Source organism: Mesorhizobium sp. BR-1-1-10, from assembly GCF_020165595.1.
Classification (GTDB): domain Bacteria; phylum Pseudomonadota; class Alphaproteobacteria; order Rhizobiales; family Rhizobiaceae; genus Mesorhizobium; species Mesorhizobium australicum.
Map to the genome: position 1 here is coordinate 355,355 of NZ_JAIUIL010000006.1, position 17,545 is coordinate 372,899.

Here is a 17,545-nt window from a genome sequence, read left to right on the forward strand (position 1 = left end):
GAACCGGTGGCGCGGGCTTGCGTTCACTGGTTTTTTCCTGTCAGTTTGCGTAGATTCTGAAGCCTGTTCAGAGCTTTCGCGGGGCGCCGGCAGCCGGAGACCCGTTCATTCATTCAAGCGAGCCTGTTTCGTCATGCGTGTTATCCTGGAACGGTCAAATCTCCTGAAGTCGCTCAACCACGTGCACCGCGTGGTCGAACGGCGCAACACCATACCGATCCTGTCGAACGTGCTTCTCAGCGCGGACGGCGCCAGCCTCGAAATGAAGGCCACCGACCTCGACCTAGAGGTGACGGAAGCGACGCCCGCCAAGGTCGAGCGCGGCGGCGCGACGACGGTCCCCGCGCACCTGCTCTATGACATCGTGCGCAAGCTCTCCGACGGCGCCGAGGTAATGCTGAAGACGGATGAGGACGGCAACGCCATGACGGTGACGTCGGGCCGCTCGAGCTTCCGCCTGCAGTGCCTGCCGCAATCCGATTTTCCCGAGCTTTCGGCCGGATCCTTCTCGCACATCTTCCGCCTCGATGCGGTGGCGCTGAAGGGCCTGATCGAGAAGACGCAGTTCGCCATCTCCACCGAGGAGACACGCTACTATCTCAACGGCATCTACCTGCACACGCATGAAGTCGGCGGCAAGCTGAAGCTGCGCTCGGTGGCAACCGACGGCCATCGGCTGGCGCGCGCCGAGATTGACGCGCCGGCCGGCTCCGAGGGCATGCCGGGCATCATCATTCCGCGCAAAACAGTGAGCGAGTTGCAGAAACTGGTCGACGATCCGGATGTCGCCGTGACCACCGAACTGTCCGACACCAAAATCCGCTTCACCATCGGCAGCGTCGTCCTCACCTCGAAGCTGATCGACGGCACCTTCCCGGACTATCAGCGAGTCATTCCGACCGGCAACGACAAGAAGCTGATCCTCGACCGCCAAAGCTTCGCCGCAGCGGTCGACCGGGTCTCGACCATCTCTTCCGAACGCGGCCGCGCGGTGAAGCTCTCGATCAGCGAAGGCCAGGTGACGCTTGCGGTCAACAATCCGGATTCAGGCAGCGCCACGGAAGAACTGGCGGCCGACTATTCGGCCGACCCGATCGAGATCGGCTTCAACGCCAAATACCTGCTCGATGTCGCCGCGCAATTGACCGGCACGGAGGCCAAATTCATGTTGGCCGATGCCGGTTCGCCGACGCTGATCCACGACATGGCCGATGAGACCGCGCTTTACGTGCTGATGCCGATGCGGGTATAGCCGGCGCGGCGTCGCTGGCGATACGACTAGGCCTTGGTTGCGGCGACTTCTACAGGCGGATAGCGGTTGCCGGCACAAACCCACATAAGTAAGCTCACGCTTACCAATTTTCGCAACTATGCGACCCTTGCGATAGATGTCGCGCCGGGCGCCGTGGTCTTTTCCGGCGACAATGGTGCCGGTAAGACCAATCTCCTCGAAGCGATCTCCTTTTTGACACCGGGACGCGGCTTGCGCCGCGCAGCCTACGGGGATGTGGCCCGTGAGGGTGGCGATGGCGGTTTTGCCCTGCATGCACGGCTCGACGGACCTGAAGGCGAGGTCGAGATCGGTACAGGCATTTCCGGGGGCGACACCGCGGAAAGCGGCAGGCGGGTGCGTATAAATGGAGCCGCGGCGCGGGCCGAGGACATGCTGGAATGGCTGCGGGTCGTGTGGCTGACGCCGGCGATGGATTCGCTGTTCACCGGGCCGGCCGCGGATCGCCGGCGCTTTCTCGACCGGCTGGTGCTAGCGATCGATCCCGGCCATGGCCAGCGCGCACTCGATTACGAGAAGGCGATGCGAGGCCGTAACCGCTTGCTGACGGAAGGCTCGCGGGATGCCAGCTGGTTCGAGGCGATAGAGACGCAGATGGCCGAGACCGGCGTGGCGATAGCGGCCGCGCGCGCCGAGTTGGTGCGCCTGCTGGTGGCCATGATCGACAGGCTGCCCGACACCGGACCGTTTCCGCGGGCCGATATCGGCCTTTCGGGTGAATTGGAGGCCGAGATTGCCGGTGCGCCGGCGGTCGATGTCGAGGAGCGGTTCCGACGGGCGCTTGCCGATGGCCGCGACCGCGACCGCGCCGCCGGACGTACCCTCGAGGGCCCGCACCGCTCGGACCTCATGGTCCGGCACCGGCCCAAGGCAATGCCGGCCGAACTCTGCTCGACCGGCGAACAGAAGGCGTTGCTGGTCGGCATCGTGCTGTCGCATGCCCGGCTGACCGGCGAAATGTCCGGCCTGACGCCGATCCTGCTGCTCGACGAGATCGCGGCGCACCTCGATGGCGGCCGGCGCGCGGCACTGTTCTCGATCCTGGAAGACCTGAACTGCCAGGCTTTCATGACGGGTACCGATGCGGCGCTGTTTTCCAGCCTGCATGGCCGCGCTCAGTTCCTGACGGTCGACCATGGCACGGTTGGGCCAACCGAAGACCCCTGACAATATTTTTCGGCCGCTATATGGTCCTGACATGACTACCGCCCTCACCGCCGACGAGATCGAACGCTATGCCCGCCACATCGTGCTGCCCGAGGTCGGCGGCGCTGGCCAGCAGAAGCTCAAGCAGGCGCGGGTGCTGGTGATCGGCGCTGGCGGGCTCGGGGCGCCGGTGCTTGAATATCTCGCCGCGGCCGGTGTCGGCACGCTCGGCATTGTCGACGACGACACTGTTTCGCTCTCCAACCTACAACGGCAGGTCATTCACGGCACCGATACGGTCGGCATGCTGAAAACCCAGAGCGCCGGCGCTGCGATCGCCCGCATCAATCCCAACATATCGGTCGAAACGCACACATTCCGGCTCACCGCGGAAAACGCCCCTGCCCTCGTCGCCAAGTACGATATCGTCGTCGACGGGTCCGACAATTTCGAGACGCGTTATGTGGTTGCCGATGCATGCGCCAGCGAAGGGAAGCCGCTGGTGCATGCGGCCGTCGGACGTTTCGATGGCTCGGTCACCGTGTTGAAGCCTTTCGAGGACGGCAGGGACGGCAAGCCGAACCCGAGCTATCGGGATCTGTTTCCCGAAGCCCCGCCGCCGGGCCTGGTGCCGTCCTGTGCGGAGGCCGGAGTGCTCGGCGCGCTGACCGGCGTCGTCGGCACCCTGCAGGCAATGGAGGCGATCAAACTGGTCACCGGCATAGGCGAGCCGCTGATCGGCCGGCTGCTGCTTTACGATGCGCTCGCCGCCCGCTTCGAGACCATCCGCTACAAAAGACGCTGATCTTGGAACAACCCCCTGTTTCGATCACGCAAATCCCCGCCGATTTCGGCCGCTGGGGTGATGTGCTTGCCCTGATCATGCATGCCTTCGCCTTCATGGACGGCATCATCGACCCGCCGTCGTCGGCTCACCTGCTCACGGTCGAAGCACTGCGCGCCAAAGCCTTGCGGGAGACAGGCTTTCTGGCGCTCGACGGCGACAGGATCGTGGGCTGCGTTTTTGCTCTCGAAAAGGCCGAGGGTCTTTATGTCGGCAAGCTCGCCGTCGCCCCGGACCGGCAGGGGCAAGGCATTGGCCGGCGGCTGATGCAAGCGGCCGAAGATCTGGCCCGCAGCCGCGGCAAGGCCGACATCGAACTGGAGACGAGGATCGAACTGGCCGCAAATCATGCCGCCTTTGCCCGGCTCGGCTTTCGCGAAACCGAACGGACGGCGCATGAGGGCTATGACAGGCCGACGTCCATCACCATGCGCAAGACCATTTCGTAAGCTTCGGTTTATGAGAGCCGGCGCCTGGAAGGTTTTCAGGTCCTGAGCGGCAGCACGCGGTCCGGCGGGCGATGGCCATCGACGAAGGCGCGGATATTGATGATGACCTTCTCGCCCATGTCGATGCGGCCCTCGAGCGTGGCCGAGCCCATATGCGGCAGAAGCACGACCTTGTTCCTGGCGGCCAGCTTCAAGAGCTTGCTGTTCAGGGCCGGTTCGTGCTCGTAAACGTCCAGGCCGGCGCCGGCGATCTTGCCGTCCTGGATCAGCTTGACCAGCGCTTCTTCGTCGATGATGTCGCCGCGGGCAGTGTTGACGATATAGGCGGTGGGCTGCAGCAACGCGAGCCGCCGCGCCGACAGAAGATGAAAGGTGGCGGGTGTCGAGGGACAATTCACCGAGATGATGTCCATGCGGGCCAGCATCTGGTCGAGACTTTCCCAATAGGTCGCCTCCAGCCCATCCTCGACCGCCGGCAGCACACGATGCCGGTTGTGATAGTGAATGGACAGGCCGAAAGCCTTGGCTCGCCTGGCAACGGCGGTGCCGATGCGGCCCATGCCGACAATGCCGAGCCGCTTGCCCCAGATGCGCCGGCCAAGCATCCAGGTCGGCGACCAGCCGGCCCATTTCTTGTCGCCCGTGAGCACACTGGCGCCTTCCGCTAGCCGGCGCGGCACCGCCAGCATCAACGCCATGGTCATATCGGCGGTATCTTCGGTGAGCACGTTGGGCGTGTTGGTGACGGTGATGCCCCTCTTGGCCGCCGCCGCCACGTCGATCTTGTCGACGCCGTTGCCGAAATTGGCGATCAGCTTGAGATTGTCGCCGGCCTGGGCAATCAGTGCGGCGTCGATCTGGTCGGTCACGGTCGGCACCAGCACGTCGGCTTCCTTGACCGCGGCGACCAGTTCCGGCTGCGTCATCGGCCTGTCCTCGACGTTCAGCCTTGCGTCGAACAGCTCGCGCATGCGGGTCTCGACCGGGTCGGGCAGCTTTCGCGTGATGACCACGAGAGGCTTCTTTTTGCCTACCATTGTTTCCCTCGTTGAGACCTCTTTAACCAAGACAGGCGAAACTGAAAGCCGGTCGCGGTAGCCGATTTACCCATGTAACAAGCGGTGCCGCCGAAGACAAAGAAAAAGGGGTGCCGCAGCCATCGGGCCGGTGCCGAAAGGAACGAAAGTGTCTGGTTTCGCGTCGCTTCGCCTGGCCCTCAGCGCAGCATTTCTCGGCGCTCTTCTCTATTCTCCGCTTGCCGGCGCGCAAAGCGCGGCCGCTCCCGCCCAGAGCGCCATCACGCTCGGACCGAGCGGCCTGCCGCTGCCGCGATTCGTCAGCCTGAAATCCGGCCGCGTCAACTCGCGTGTCGGCCCCGGCGCCAACTATTCGGTCGACTGGATGTACATGAAGGCTGGCCTGCCCATGGAAATCATCCAGGAATTCGATACGTGGCGGCGCGTGCGCGACGCCGACGGCTCGGAAGGATGGATCAACCAGTCGCTGCTTTCGGGCCGACGTACCGCAATCGTCGCTCCCTGGCAGCGCGGCAAGGGCGGCCAGATCAACCTTCTCAAGAGCCCCGAAAAGGATGCCAGAGTGGTGGCGATCGTAGAACCCGGCGTCATGGGCACGATCAAAGCCTGCGACGGCCAGTGGTGCGAGATGACGTTCGACGGCCACACCGGCTGGCTTGCCCAGTCGGTCGTCTGGGGCGCTTATCCGGGCGAGCGGGTCAAGGACTGAACGTCTCGCTCGCTTTTGCGCCCGATACGGCCGAGATGGGTATCCTGAAATCCTGTTGACAGCTTCAAGCCGTAGCCCAGCGCGCGGTCGATCGCGATATGCGCGATCCAGATCAGTGCGACGGCGTTGCCGACCGCACTGCCGGCGAGGTGCCCGGCAAGCAACACAAGCACCGGTACGATCAGAATGTGCAAGGCGTTGTAGGCAATGGCGCCGACGCGTGGGCCGCCGAGATAACCCAGCATCGACAGGTCCGGCGCCAGGATGAGCAACGCGAAGAGCCACCAGGAAACGCCTGTCGCGCCATAGAAGACGATCGCGGCAGCCGCCGCGACGGCCCATTCGAGCCGGACTATCCAATCGAGGAATTTCATCCCAGACCGCTTATTCCGGCCTTGCCGATCATTCCGGACGCTTGGGACGCAGCCTCACCACGATATCGACATTGGCGATCTCCATGCCTTCGGGCGGCTCCGGCAGATTGGTGACGGTTACCGGGCCGTTGGCGATGTCGAAAATCCTGTTTTCGCCTTCGATGTAGAAATGGTGGTGGTCGGAGGTGTTGGTGTCGAAGTAGGTCTTGGAACCTTCGACGGCGAGAATGCGCAGCAGCCCCGCCTGGGTAAACTGGTGAAGCGCGTTGTAGACGGTGGCCAGCGATACCGGCACGCCGGCGGCCTGCGCCTCCTCATGCAGTTCCTCAGCCGACAAATGGCGGTCGCCCTTGGCGAAAAGCAGGTCGGCCAGCGCAATGCGCTGACGGGTCGGCCTCAGGCCGGCTTCACGTACCCGCTTGTCCACAGCGACATTTTCCTTCCGGCAGCCCCGGTCCATCTGGTCTTCCAAGCTCGCAGTCCCGCTTCAAGACACGCCCAGAATGGCAAAAAAATGAATGTCTGCCGGAACCGGACCCCTGTTGACATATATTCTGTCGCCCGAATGCGATCAATAGCGCGCATTGACCCGGGCAGACTGGCGGGTTAAGCGCAAACGCCGGTTTCCGGCCTGAAACAGATTGTGTTAGGACACCAACGACAAGGGCGCGCTACCGCCCGGACGATATGGGGACGAAATTGATGGCGGGTTCGAAATCCAGCTACGACTACGAAGAATTGCTGGCCTGCGCTCGTGGCGAGCTGTTCGGAGAGGGCAATGCCCAGTTGCCCTACCCGCCGATGCTGATGTTCGACCGTATCACCGAGGTCAGCGAGACCGGCGGCGCCTTCGACAAGGGTTTCATTCGCGCGGAATTCGATATCAATCCCGACCTGTGGTTCTTTGCCTGCCATTTCATCGGCAATCCGATCATGCCGGGCTGTCTGGGCCTTGACGCCCTGTGGCAATTGACCGGCTTCTATCTCGGCTGGCTTGGCGAACCCGGCAAGGGAATGGCGCTGTCGACCGGAGAGGTCAAGTTCAAGGGCATGGTCACGCCATCGGTCAAGAAGGTCGAGTACGGCGTTGATTTCAAGCGTGTGATGCGCGGCCGGCTGGTGCTCGGCATCGCCGATGGCTGGATGAAGGCGGATGGCGAGCCCATATATGCGGCGACGGACCTGAAGGTCGGTCTGTCCAAGCAGTCGGCGGTCGCTTGACCGCAGCCCTGGCCCGCGCATTGGCCAGCATCCCTGGAAGGAGTTGCGAATGAGACGTGTCGTAGTCACAGGCCTCGGCATCGTGTCGTCGATCGGCAACAATGCCAACGAGGTGCAGACCTCGCTGCATGACGCCAGATCCGGCATCAGCTTTTCCGATTCCTTTGCCGAACATGGCTTCCGGTGCCAGGTCTGGGGCGCGCCGACGCTCGATCCTTCGGCGATGATCGACCGCCGCGCGATGCGATTCCTAAGCCACGGCGCGGCGTGGAATCACGTCGCCATGGACCAGGCGATCGCGGATGCCGGCCTCGACGAGAGCGACATCACCAACGAGCGCACCGGCATCGTCATGGGTTCGGGCGGTCCCTCGACCCGCACCATCGTCGAGGCGGCCGAAACCACGCTCAAGAACGGCAGCCCCAAGCGCATCGGTCCCTTCGCGGTGCCGAAGGCGATGTCGTCGACGGCCTCGGCAACCTTGGCCACATGGTTCAAGATCCATGGCGTCAACTATTCGATCTCCTCGGCCTGCTCGACCTCGGCGCATTGCATCGGCAATGGCTACGAGCTGATCCAGTGGGGCAAGCAGGACATGGTCTTTGCTGGCGGCCACGAGGATCTCGACTGGACGATGTCGGACTTGTTCGACGCCATGGGCGCCATGTCGTCGAAGTTCAACGACAGGGCCCCAACCGCATCGCGCGCCTACGACGCCAATCGCGACGGCTTCGTCATAGCCGGCGGCGCCGGCGTACTGGTGCTGGAAGAGCTGGAGCACGCCAAGGCGCGCGGCGCCAAGATCTACGCGGAGATCGTCGGCTACGGCGCCACTTCGGACGGTTTCGACATGGTTGCGCCCTCGGGCGAAGGCGCGGTCCGCTGCATGCGCCAGGCGCTGGCGACGGTTTCCACGCCGGTCGACTACATCAACACGCACGGCACCTCGACGCCGGTCGGCGATTCCAAGGAAATGGGCGCGATCCGTGAAGTGTTCGGCGAGAAGATGCCGTTCATCACGTCGACGAAGTCGCTGACCGGCCATTCTCTGGGCGCGGCGGGCGTGCAGGAATCCATCTATTCGATCCTGATGATGCAAGGCGGCTTCATCGGCGAAAGCGCCCATATCGAGACGCTCGATCCGGAATTCGAGGGCATGCCGATCGTACGCAAGCGCATCGACAACGCAGGGATCGACACCGTTCTGTCGAACTCCTTCGGTTTCGGCGGCACCAACGCGACGCTCGTTTTCCAGCGCTACTCCGCATAAGGCCAAGTTTTTCATATAAGGATTGCCGGCCATGGACGGATTGATGAAGGGCAAGCGCGGGCTTGTCATGGGTGTTGCCAACGATCATTCGATCGCCTGGGGCATTGCCAGGAAATTGTCCGAACAGGGGGCGGAACTGGCCTTCACCTACCAGGGCGAGGCTTTTGGCCGCCGGGTCAAGCCGCTCGCCGACAAGCTCGGCGCTTCGCTGGTCGTTCCCTGCGACGTCGAGGACAGCGCTTCGGTCGCCGCCACGTTCGAGACGCTTGGCAAGGCGTGGGGCGGACTGGACTTCGTCGTCCATGCCATCGGCTTTTCCGACAAGAACGAGTTGAAAGGCCTCTATGCCGATACCAGCCGGGACAATTTCGTCCGCACCATGGTGATCTCCTGCTATTCCTTCACCGAGGTGGCGCGCAATGCCGCGCCCCTGATGACCGCCGGCGGCTCGATGATCACGCTGACCTATGCCGGCTCGGTCCGCGTCATGCCGAACTATAATGTCATGGGCGTCGCCAAGGCTGGCCTGGAGGCCAGCGTGCGCTACCTCGCCAACGACTACGGTCCGCGCGGCATCCGGGTCAACGGCATCTCGGCCGGTCCGGTGCGTACACTGGCCGGCGCCGGCATTTCGGACGCCCGCCACATGTTCTCCTACCAGCAACGAAACTCGCCGCTGCGCCGGACGGTGACGATCGACGAGGTCGGCGGCTCCGCGCTGTATCTCCTGTCCGACCTTGCTTCCGGCGTCACAGGCGAAATCCACTATGTCGATTCCGGCTACCATATCGTGTCGATGCCGACCCTCGACGAGTTGAAGCAGACGGATGGCGGCCGCGACTGACGAGCGGCCCCGGTCACGCGGGTCTTTTGCCAGTAAAGAAAATAATCCTCTCCGGTAAAATTGGATTCATTCGCGGAAACCCATTTTAAGAAGGTTTCCGCTATAAAGCTCCCGTCTGGGGACCTTTTTCATGCCTGCCGCCATCAACCCGAAGCGAACACCCGTGTTCCGACTGCTCACGATAGCAAGTTCGGGCATTGGCAGTTTCGTCCTCGGAATCTGGGGGCTGAAGCACGGTCTCGGCGACGGATTTGCCGGCATTTCGGCTGATATGATGGTGTCGATCATGGCCGCGCTTTGTGCGCTGGCCGCATCGGTGGCGGCGATGTCCTTCTTTGCTGGTGTCGATGAATCGGCGGATTTCGTCTTCAACGAAACCCATTTCGACAAGCTGACCGGACTGCTGGCCCGCCCGGCGATGGTCGGCAAGATCGCCGAGGCGGCATGCGCGACAAGCCGCACCGGGGAACCGATGTTCCTGATCGACATCGACATCGACCGGTTCAAGCAGATCAACGATGCAATCGGCTACACTCACGGTGACGAACTGATCCGCGCCTTCACCAAGCGGCTGCACGACTGCGTGCCGGCGCGCGCACTGATCGGGCGGATCGGGGCCGGCGAGTTCGCGGTGCTGCTTCCCGATCACCAGATCCAGGGGACCCTGGAAAGCATGGTCGAGAGGCTCATCGACGAGATGATGGAGCCGTATGAACTCAGCACCCACCAGCAATCGGTGAGCCTGTCGGTGGGCATCGTGGCGATGCCCAAGGATGGGATCGATCCGGTCCTCATCCTGCGCCGTTCCAACCTGGCGCTGCAGAATGCGCGCGCCAGCGGGGTTGGCAACTGGTCGGTCTTCAACAGCGATATGGGGCGGGTGGCCGACCATCGCCAATGGGTCGAGTCCGAACTGCACAATGCGTTCGAGCGCGGCGATTTCGACCTGCATTATCAGCCGCAGCTCGACCTTCCGACCGGCCGCATCGTCGGCTACGAGGCGTTGATCCGGTGGCAGCATCCCGAACGCGGCATGATCCCTCCGATGGAGTTTATCCAGATCGCCGAGGAGACCGGCATGATCAATCCGATCGGCGAATGGGTGCTGCGCAAGGCCTGCAGCGATGCCCGCCATCTGCCGGACGACTGTTTCGTCGCCGTCAACATCTCGCCGGTCCAGTTCATGACCAAGGATTTCGTCGGCCTTGTGCGCGACACGATGCGGAGCACCGGCATCAAGCCGTCACGGCTGGAACTGGAAGTCACCGAGACGGCGATGATGCAGGACCGCGACCGCGCGGCCGCCATCCTGAAAGAACTCGCCGAGATGGGGATCTCGGTCGCTGTCGATGATTTCGGCACCGGCTATTCCAACCTCAGCTATCTGATCGACTTCTCATTCGGCAAGCTGAAGATCGACCGCTCCTTCGTCAGCCGCATCGATACCGATGCGAGCTCCGGCGCGGTCGTATCGACCATTGTCGGGCTTTCACGGGCGCTTGGCGTCAGCATCATTGCCGAGGGCGTCGAGACCGAGAACCAAGCGACACTGCTGCGGGCAGCTGGTTGCGAAGTGGTGCAGGGCTATCTGTTCGGCCGGCCGGCGCCGCTCAAATTCAGCGCTGGTGACAGGCACGCCACCGACGAAGTCCGGCGCGTCGCCAATCTACACTGACCTACAACATGTCGCGGCAATAGGATTCGCCCGACCTGCTGTAAGCTTCCGATTTATGGATGGCGTTGTCCCCGAACCGATGACACTTCCGGGCGACACGCATTAAATGCATCGCGTCAGCGCCGTGCGACAAACACCTTGAACATGCCGTCGCGGGCAAGCTCGGCGTGGCTGGCAAAGGCGGCCGACAGCACCGGCTCGTAGGGAAGCTGGCGGTTGGCGACCATGAACAGGCGCCCACCGGGCTTCAAGGCCTTGGCCGCGGCGCGGATCATGCCGACGCCGATCTCGGGCTCGGCCGCACGGCTGCGGTGGAAGGGTGGGTTCATTGCGATGACGTCGTAGCGGCGCTCGACAGGCTCGGCCAGGAGATCCGTCCAGAAGAAGCCCTGCGCCACGGTGTTGGCAAGGTTGCCCCTGGCGGCCTCCAGCGCATCGAAATCGGCCTCGTGAAGATCGAGGGCCGACAAGCCCGGACAGCGGGCAGCCATCGCGGCCGCCACATAGCCCCAGCCGGCGCAGAAATCGGCCGCGGTGCCACGCAAATCACCGGGCAGATTGTCGACCAGCAGTTTCGAACCGGCATCGACGCGGTCGAAGGAGAACATGCCGGGTGCGGTGCGGAACCGGTCCTCAACAAGCAAGGCGGGATTGGCGGCGCGAAGCGCGGCGGCGGCTTGCACATCAACCGGACGACGCAGCCAGAAGGCAATGCCGTGATATTTTGGCATGTGGCTATCAAGGAGAACAAGATCGCCGACGCGCTTACGCAGGCTTGCGATGCCATCCTCCTTGCCACCGGCAATGACGATCAATCCGCCCTCCGCCACCCGCTCGAGAGCCTCGGCGATGCGCAGTTCGTTTTCGCCGCGATGGCGGCCGGCGAGCACAAGCACTGCATCGAAATCCTCACCGGCCGATCGCGGCGTGACCGTGAAGCCAGCCGCCTGCAAAGCGCGGAAATACGGGCGAAAGCCCTGTACGAGATGCGGCGTAGCCTCGAAGCCCTGTGGCAAGCGCAGGGCGGGTTCGGCGCCAAGGAAGAGAATGCGCTCGTCCCTGCCCGGCGGGGAAAGAGCCTCGGCCTCGAATGGATGAAAAAGCGTCTTCAACGCTTCAGCGGACATGGCCGTGCTCCATAAACAAAAGCGGGCGCGACATAAGCCGCGCCCGCTTCGATTTTTCCGTCAGAGGCCTCAGGCGGCGTTTTCTTCGCCTTCGGTCTTCTTGTCGCGGGCGATTTCCTTGCCGGTGGCCTGGTCGACGACCTTCATCGACAGGCGGACCTTGCCGCGCTCGTCGAAGCCCATCAGCTTGACCCAGACCTTGTCGCCTTCCTTGACGACGTCCGAGGTCTTGGCGACCCGGTCGTTGGCAAGCTGCGAGATGTGGACGAGGCCGTCACGCGGACCGAAGAAGTTGACGAAGGCGCCGAAGTCGGCGGTCTTGACGACCGTGCCTTCGTAGATCTCGCCGACTTCCGGCTCGGCGACGATGGTGTGGATCCACTTCTTCGCCGCCTCGATCTCCTTGGCGTTCGACGAAGCGATCTTGACCGTGCCGTCGTCCTCGATGTTGATCTTGGCGCCGGTCTTCTCGACGATCTCGCGGATGACCTTGCCGCCCGAACCGATGACGTCGCGGATCTTGTCGGTCGGGATGTGCATGACCTCGATGCGCGGCGCGAACTCGCCGAGTTCAGGGCGGGCGCCGGTCAGGGCATGGGACATCTCGCCGAGAATATGCAGGCGACCGTCCTTGGCCTGGCCAAGGGCGATCTTCATGATCTCCTCGGTGATGCCGTCGATCTTGATGTCCATCTGCAGCGAGGTGATGCCGCCTTCGGTGCCGGCAACCTTGAAGTCCATGTCACCGAGGTGATCCTCGTCGCCCAAGATGTCGGAGAGCACGGCGAAGCGCTCGCCTTCCTTGATCAGGCCCATGGCGATACCGGCCACCGGCTTGGCCAGCGGCACGCCGGCATCCATCAGCGCCAGCGAGGTGCCGCAGACGGTAGCCATCGAGGACGAGCCGTTGGACTCGGTGATCTCCGAGACGACGCGCAGCGTGTAGGGGAACTGGTCGGCGGAGGGCAGCATCGGACGGATGGCGCGCCAGGCGAGCTTGCCATGGCCGATTTCGCGGCGGCCCGGCGAACCCATGCGGCCGGTCTCACCGACGGAGTAGGGAGGGAAGTTGTAGTGAAGGAGGAATTTCTCCTTGTACATGCCGGTCAGGGAATCGACGTACTGCTCATCCTCGCCGGTGCCGAGCGTGGCAACCACGAGCGCCTGGGTCTCGCCGCGGGTGAACAGCGCCGAACCATGGGTGCGCGGCAGGACGCCGACTTCGGAGACGATCTTGCGAACCGTGCTCAAGTCGCGGCCATCGATGCGCGCGCCGGTGTCGAGGATGTTCCAGCGAACGACCTTCGCCTGCAATTCCTTGAATACCGAGCCGATCTGTTCGGAGGTGTACTTTGCGTCCTCGCCTTCAGCCGGGGCAAACGCGGCCTTGACCTTCGCCTTGACAGCGTCGACGGCGGCGTAGCGCTTCTGCTTGTCGACGTTCTTGTAGGCATTGCTGAGCTCGTCGCCGACGATCTTCAGCATCTCGGCCTCAAGCGCGGAATAATCCGGCGCGGTGAAGTCGCGCGGCTCCTTGGCGGCAACTTCCGCCAGCTTGATGATGGCGTCGATGACCGGCTGGAAACCCTTGTGGCCGAACATGACAGCGCCGAGCATCAGCTCTTCGCCGAGTTCCTTGGCTTCCGACTCGACCATCAGCACGGCATCGGTGGTGCCGGCGACGATGAGGTCGAGCTTGGACTCCTGCATCTCGTCGACATGCGGGTTCAGCACATATTCGCCATTGATGTAGCCGACGCGCGCGCCGCCGATCGGGCCCATGAAGGGAACGCCCGACAGGGTCAGGGCCGCCGAGGTGGCGACGATCGACAGGATGTCCGGGTCATTTTCGAGATCGTGCTGGACGACGGTGACGACGATCTGCGTGTCGTTCTTGTAGCCGGCGGCGAAGAGCGGGCGGATCGGGCGGTCGATGAGACGGGAAACCAGCGTTTCCTTCTCGCTCGGACGGCCTTCGCGCTTGAAATAGCCGCCCGGGATCTTGCCGGCGGCATAGGTCTTTTCCTGGTAATTGACGGTCAGCGGAAAGAAGTCGAGACCGGGCTTGGGCTCCTTCATCGAAACGACGGTGGCGAGAACCTTGGTCTCGCCGTAGGTGGCGAGCACCGCGCCGTCGGCCTGGCGCGCGATCTTGCCGGTCTCCAGGATGAGCGGACGACCGCCCCATTCGATTTCCACTTTGTGGTGATTGAACATGTCTTGTCCTTAATAAGCGGAAAGGGCCGCGCCGTTTCACGGTGCGCGGATGCCCTTTGCCTGGCTTCCTTTCTCGGGCAGCCACGGGCAAGACAACGGGAAGCTCGGGTGATTTAGGCGCGACAAGCGCGCGCGAGCGTCCTGCAATCCTGCCCCATGACCGTCCATGGGCGGTTTCGAACGGCCCTTTGCACGCTCGAAACCGGGTCTGGCCAGCCTATGCGACTGGCAGAATGCGCGACCGGCGGGCTCTCCGAAGAAAGCCCGCCGGTCAATTCGTCAACGGCGCAGACCGAGCTTCTCGATCAGTGTCTGATAGCGCGAGTCGTCCTTGCGCTTGAGATAATCAAGCAGGCTGCGGCGCTGGGACACGAGAGCGAGCAGACCACGGCGGGAATGGTTATCCTTCTTGTGGTCCTTGAAATGGTCGGTCAGGTTCTTGATGCGCTCGGAAAGGATGGCCACCTGAACTTCCGGAGACCCGGTATCGCCCTTGGCGGTTGCGAATTCACCCATCAATTCCTGTTTGCGCTCGGCAGTAATCGACATCGTGTTTTTCCTTATCTGTTTGAGGAAACGGGTCGCCCGCAGCCGGGATGTCGTCCAGCAGGGGCCGTGCATGCAAAGCGTCAAGGCGCTATGCTGCGGCGCATATAGTGCAATTCCCAGAAAAACACCAGCCCAATTCACAAGCCGGCTTTTGAGGCTCAAATGACAGGTTTAAACCCGGTCAAAGCCATTTCTTCCATTTGAAGAATGCAATCAGCCCGACAGCGACGGCAGCCATGAACAGCAGAGACAAGGGATATCCGTAGTACGCCTTCAACTCCGGCATATTCCATGGCGAGCTGGCGGGGTCGAAGTTCATGCCCCAGATGCCGACCAGGAAGGTCAGCGGCATGAAGATGACCGAAACGATGGTGAGATAGGAGATGACGTCGTTGGTGCGGGCCTGGCTCAGCGACAGATGCATTTCGATCAGGCCGGTCAGCATGTCGCGCTGGGTCTCGACCAGCTCGATCAGCCTGAGCGAATGGTCGAGCGTATCGTTGAGGAAGACCTTGGTCTCGGCTGTGACATAGGCCACGTCGTTGCGGATCAGCGTTGCCAGCGCATCGCGCATGGGCCACAGCACGCCTTTCAAAACATTGGCATCGCGCCGCAATTCGTGCAGCTGCCGCATCTGGTGCTTGTGCGTCGAATGCAGCATCTGGTCCTCAATGCTGTCGACCAGGTCGCCGGCAGCCTCGATCGGCGGAAAATAGCTGTCGACGATGGCGTCGATCAGCGCATAGGCGAGATAGTCGGCGCCGCGCGTGCGCAACCGGTTCGGGGCCGAACTCTCGATGCGCTTGCGCACCGGATCGAACGGATCGCCCTCGCGCTCCTGGAAGGTGACGACGAAGTTCTCGCCGAGGAAGAGAGCGATCTGCTCGTAGCGATGCGACGTGACATCGTCGATCATGCGCATGACGACGAAGGCGTGGTCCTCGAAGAAGTCGACTTTCGGCCGCTGGCCGGTGTTGACGACGTCCTCCAGCGCCAGCGGATGCAGGCTGAAGATGCGGCCGATCTCCTCGATCAATTGGATGTTGGCAAGGCCGGTGCAGTCGAGCCAGATGACCGGCCATTTCCGGCAACTGGCCTCGACATCGTCGATGCTGGCGTTCTCGATGGTCTTGAACTTCTGCGGCGAGATCAAGGTCAGCCGCAGTTCGGAGCGCCGCGCCGCCGGATCGGCGATCAGCGTGCCGGGCGAGGCGCCAACCGGGGGCCGCCTCGTCTTCACCGGCGCCCGTTTTTTCACCACCTCGGCCTTTGCCATGCCACCACCCGTCGAACCTGCTTGTCCTATACCGCCATGGCGATCAGACCGATCACCCGGCAAAGACCCGCTTGGGCTTGAACATGCCTTGCTCGATAGCGCCGATGGCGACGAGCTTGCCGCGCGCCGTCGCACAGGCTTCTTCCGCCTCCACCGGCGCGTCACGGCCACGAATGATGACGGGATTGCCGAGGCGGATCTTGGTCGCGGCATCGTCGCTGATCGCGATCTGCGGCAGGCAGTCGAGCGCCGCCGAGGTGTCGACGAGAAGCCCGTCGATGGCGCCGAAATCGATAGGCATCTCCACTGCGTCCGCGGCATCTGCCTCCGGATCCGGTTTATCGTCACCTTGCGCGCCGAAGCGCGCGGCCTCGAGTTCGGCGATGGTGACGAAGTCCTCTGGCGTAAACGGCTCGACCTCGACCCGGCGCAGTTCGCTGATATGGCCGAAGCAGCCGAGGTCGCGGCCCATGTCGCGGGCCAGCGAACGCACATAAGTGCCCTTGCCGCATTCGACCTCGAAAATCGTCTGGTCCGGCTTGTGCTCGACAATGTCGAGCCGGCCGATCTCGATCTCGCGCGGCGGTATGTCGACCGTCTCGCCTTCGCGGGCGAGGTCGTAGGCGCGTTCACCCGCAATCTTGATCGCGGAAAATTGCGGTGGCGTCTGCATGATGACGCCGGTGTATTTCGGCAGCAACACCCGGATATCGGCTTCCGATGGACGCTGATCGGCCTCTTTCGTCACCGGACCTTCGAGGTCATCGGTCGACCGCTCCTGTCCCCAGGCAACGGTGAAACGGTAAATCTTGGCGCCGTCCTGCACGTAGGGCACGGTCTTGGTGGCCTCGCCGAGCGCGATCGGCAGCATGCCGGAGGCAAGAGGGTCGAGCGTGCCGGCATGGCCGGCCTTTTCGGCCTGGAACAGCCATTTGATCTTGGAGACGGCCTCGGTCGAGCCCATACCGACCGGCTTGTCCAGCACCACCCAGCCGGAGACCGGCCGGCCCTTCTTCTTGCCGCGACGCCCCATTATTCTTCTTCCTTGTTGTCGTCGCTATCCAGGTCGCGTGCCACTTCGGGTGACTTCAGCAGGTCGTTGATCCTGGCGAAATTGTCGAAGGACGTATCCAGCCGGAAACGGAACTCCGGCATGTACTTCATCTGCCGGAGCGCGCCGGAGACGCGGCCGCGCACGAACTTGGCATGCTTGTTCAGCGCTTCGATCACGGCGTCGGTATCCTTTGCGCCGAGCGGAGAAACGAAGGCTGTGGCGATCTTGAGATCCGGCGACATCCGCACTTCCGACACCGAAACGACGGTATTTTCAATCAACGGGTCGATGATGTCCCCGCGCTGCAGGGTTTCCGAGAGCGCATGGCGCACCTGTTCACCGACGCGCAACATGCGCTGGGATGGGCTTGATGTGGTGGAACGGGGCATTTTTCTCGATCCTGAAGCGTGAGGCGCGGGATGGGACCGTGCCGCATGTCTCAAATGATTATTCTCAACAGGC

18 protein-coding genes are annotated in these 17,545 nt (G+C 62.9%); 9 read left to right on the forward strand and 9 right to left on the reverse strand.

Annotation, left to right across the window (positions count from 1 at the left end):
* Positions 1-133 precede the first annotated feature (133 nt).
* The 4 genes from dnaN (at position 134) to LB555_RS15710 (ending at position 3,730) form a co-directional block, all read left to right on the forward strand.
* Entirely contained in the window at positions 134-1,252 is a 1,119-nt protein-coding gene (gene dnaN / locus LB555_RS15695; protein WP_015313988.1) for a DNA polymerase III subunit beta, read from the forward strand.
* A 66-nt stretch (positions 1,253-1,318) separates the two neighbouring features.
* Positions 1,319-2,458, forward strand: coding sequence for a DNA replication/repair protein RecF (gene recF / locus LB555_RS15700; protein ID WP_015313989.1), 1,140 nt, complete (start codon positions 1,319-1,321; stop codon positions 2,456-2,458).
* 31 nt (positions 2,459-2,489) lie between these two features.
* Positions 2,490-3,242 carry a molybdopterin-synthase adenylyltransferase MoeB gene (locus LB555_RS15705; RefSeq protein WP_015313990.1) on the forward strand — a complete coding sequence of 251 codons (753 nt, stop codon included), beginning with the start codon at positions 2,490-2,492 and terminating at the stop codon, positions 3,240-3,242.
* A 2-nt stretch (positions 3,243-3,244) separates the two neighbouring features.
* Positions 3,245-3,730, forward strand: a complete 486-nt coding sequence (locus LB555_RS15710) for a GNAT family N-acetyltransferase (protein ID WP_181174098.1) — start codon at positions 3,245-3,247, stop codon at positions 3,728-3,730.
* Between the two features lie 35 nt (positions 3,731-3,765).
* On the opposite strand, the gene LB555_RS15715 is transcribed toward LB555_RS15710, so the two are convergent.
* Positions 3,766-4,767 carry a 2-hydroxyacid dehydrogenase gene (locus LB555_RS15715; protein WP_015313992.1) on the reverse strand — a complete coding sequence of 334 codons (1,002 nt, stop codon included), beginning with the start codon at positions 4,765-4,767 and terminating at the stop codon, positions 3,766-3,768.
* A gap of 148 nt (positions 4,768-4,915) precedes the next feature.
* Here LB555_RS15715 and LB555_RS15720 point away from each other — a divergent pair, with 148 nt between their 5' ends.
* Positions 4,916-5,476: an SH3 domain-containing protein gene (locus LB555_RS15720; RefSeq protein WP_015313993.1), complete on the forward strand. Its 561-nt coding sequence runs from the start codon at positions 4,916-4,918 to the stop codon at positions 5,474-5,476.
* Here LB555_RS15720 and LB555_RS15725 read toward each other — a convergent pair.
* Together LB555_RS15725 and irrA are read right to left on the reverse strand one after the other, a co-directional pair.
* Complete coding sequence (locus LB555_RS15725; RefSeq protein ID WP_140787146.1) at positions 5,449-5,850, reverse strand: DUF4260 domain-containing protein; 402 nt, start codon at positions 5,848-5,850, stop codon at positions 5,449-5,451. The two genes, LB555_RS15720 and LB555_RS15725, sit on opposite strands and share 28 nt — an antisense overlap.
* Positions 5,851-5,878: 28 nt before the next feature.
* Complete coding sequence (irrA, locus tag LB555_RS15730) at positions 5,879-6,310, reverse strand: iron response transcriptional regulator IrrA (protein ID WP_015313995.1); 432 nt, start codon at positions 6,308-6,310, stop codon at positions 5,879-5,881.
* Positions 6,311-6,552: 242 nt separating this feature from the next.
* Here irrA and fabA point away from each other — a divergent pair, with 242 nt between their 5' ends.
* From fabA to LB555_RS15750, 4 genes are all read left to right on the forward strand, one after another.
* Positions 6,553-7,071 (forward strand): 3-hydroxyacyl-[acyl-carrier-protein] dehydratase FabA, encoded by a 519-nt coding sequence (fabA, locus tag LB555_RS15735; protein WP_015313996.1) that lies wholly within the window; start codon positions 6,553-6,555, stop codon positions 7,069-7,071.
* Between the two features lie 49 nt (positions 7,072-7,120).
* Positions 7,121-8,341 (forward strand): beta-ketoacyl-ACP synthase I, encoded by a 1,221-nt coding sequence (gene fabB / locus LB555_RS15740; protein WP_224683216.1) that lies wholly within the window; start codon positions 7,121-7,123, stop codon positions 8,339-8,341.
* Between the two features lie 31 nt (positions 8,342-8,372).
* Positions 8,373-9,185: an enoyl-ACP reductase FabI gene (gene fabI, locus LB555_RS15745; RefSeq protein WP_140660650.1), complete on the forward strand. Its 813-nt coding sequence runs from the start codon at positions 8,373-8,375 to the stop codon at positions 9,183-9,185.
* Positions 9,186-9,315: 130 nt separating this feature from the next.
* Positions 9,316-10,860, forward strand: a complete 1,545-nt coding sequence (locus LB555_RS15750; protein WP_140660649.1) for a putative bifunctional diguanylate cyclase/phosphodiesterase — start codon at positions 9,316-9,318, stop codon at positions 10,858-10,860.
* A 116-nt stretch (positions 10,861-10,976) separates the two neighbouring features.
* Here the strand turns inward: LB555_RS15750 and LB555_RS15755 are convergent, their stop codons facing one another.
* From LB555_RS15755 to rbfA, 6 genes are all read right to left on the reverse strand, one after another.
* A complete protein-coding gene (locus LB555_RS15755; RefSeq protein WP_224683217.1) occupies positions 10,977-11,987 on the reverse strand; it encodes a class I SAM-dependent methyltransferase in 1,011 nt (336 codons plus the stop codon).
* 69 nt (positions 11,988-12,056) lie between these two features.
* A complete protein-coding gene (pnp, locus tag LB555_RS15760; protein WP_015314001.1) occupies positions 12,057-14,204 on the reverse strand; it encodes a polyribonucleotide nucleotidyltransferase in 2,148 nt (715 codons plus the stop codon).
* 279 nt (positions 14,205-14,483) lie between these two features.
* A complete protein-coding gene (gene rpsO, locus LB555_RS15765; protein ID WP_015314002.1) occupies positions 14,484-14,753 on the reverse strand; it encodes a 30S ribosomal protein S15 in 270 nt (89 codons plus the stop codon).
* A gap of 181 nt (positions 14,754-14,934) precedes the next feature.
* The gene (gene corA, locus LB555_RS15770; RefSeq protein WP_140787140.1) at positions 14,935-16,029 is read right to left on the reverse strand and encodes a magnesium/cobalt transporter CorA; all 1,095 of its coding nucleotides are present in this window, start codon (positions 16,027-16,029) and stop codon (positions 14,935-14,937) included.
* Positions 16,030-16,081: 52 nt separating this feature from the next.
* A complete protein-coding gene (truB, locus tag LB555_RS15775; RefSeq protein ID WP_015314004.1) occupies positions 16,082-17,062 on the reverse strand; it encodes a tRNA pseudouridine(55) synthase TruB in 981 nt (326 codons plus the stop codon).
* Complete coding sequence (rbfA, locus tag LB555_RS15780) at positions 17,062-17,472, reverse strand: 30S ribosome-binding factor RbfA (protein ID WP_015314005.1); 411 nt, start codon at positions 17,470-17,472, stop codon at positions 17,062-17,064. The genes truB and rbfA overlap by 1 nt, the downstream gene beginning before the upstream one ends.
* Between the last annotated feature and the right edge of the window lie 73 nt (positions 17,473-17,545).

Bases quoted from the DNA above. Each gene is read 5' to 3' on its own strand.
- dnaN (WP_015313988.1), top strand. From the start codon at position 134: ATGCGTGTTATCCTGGAACGGTCAAATCTCCTGAAGTCGCTCAACCAC.
- LB555_RS15705 (WP_015313990.1), top strand. From the start codon at position 2,490: ATGACTACCGCCCTCACCGCCGACGAGATCGAACGCTATGCCCGCCAC.
- LB555_RS15715 (WP_015313992.1), bottom strand. From the start codon at position 4,767: ATGGTAGGCAAAAAGAAGCCTCTCGTGGTCATCACGCGAAAGCTGCCC.
- LB555_RS15725 (WP_140787146.1), bottom strand. From the start codon at position 5,850: ATGAAATTCCTCGATTGGATAGTCCGGCTCGAATGGGCCGTCGCGGCG.
- irrA (WP_015313995.1), bottom strand. From the start codon at position 6,310: ATGGACCGGGGCTGCCGGAAGGAAAATGTCGCTGTGGACAAGCGGGTA.
- fabA (WP_015313996.1), top strand. From the start codon at position 6,553: ATGGCGGGTTCGAAATCCAGCTACGACTACGAAGAATTGCTGGCCTGC.
- fabB (WP_224683216.1), top strand. From the start codon at position 7,121: ATGAGACGTGTCGTAGTCACAGGCCTCGGCATCGTGTCGTCGATCGGC.
- fabI (WP_140660650.1), top strand. From the start codon at position 8,373: ATGGACGGATTGATGAAGGGCAAGCGCGGGCTTGTCATGGGTGTTGCC.
- LB555_RS15750 (WP_140660649.1), top strand. From the start codon at position 9,316: ATGCCTGCCGCCATCAACCCGAAGCGAACACCCGTGTTCCGACTGCTC.
- LB555_RS15755 (WP_224683217.1), bottom strand. From the start codon at position 11,987: ATGTCCGCTGAAGCGTTGAAGACGCTTTTTCATCCATTCGAGGCCGAG.
- pnp (WP_015314001.1), bottom strand. From the start codon at position 14,204: ATGTTCAATCACCACAAAGTGGAAATCGAATGGGGCGGTCGTCCGCTC.
- rpsO (WP_015314002.1), bottom strand. From the start codon at position 14,753: ATGTCGATTACTGCCGAGCGCAAACAGGAATTGATGGGTGAATTCGCA.
- corA (WP_140787140.1), bottom strand. From the start codon at position 16,029: ATGGCAAAGGCCGAGGTGGTGAAAAAACGGGCGCCGGTGAAGACGAGG.
- truB (WP_015314004.1), bottom strand. From the start codon at position 17,062: ATGGGGCGTCGCGGCAAGAAGAAGGGCCGGCCGGTCTCCGGCTGGGTG.
- rbfA (WP_015314005.1), bottom strand. From the start codon at position 17,472: ATGCCCCGTTCCACCACATCAAGCCCATCCCAGCGCATGTTGCGCGTC.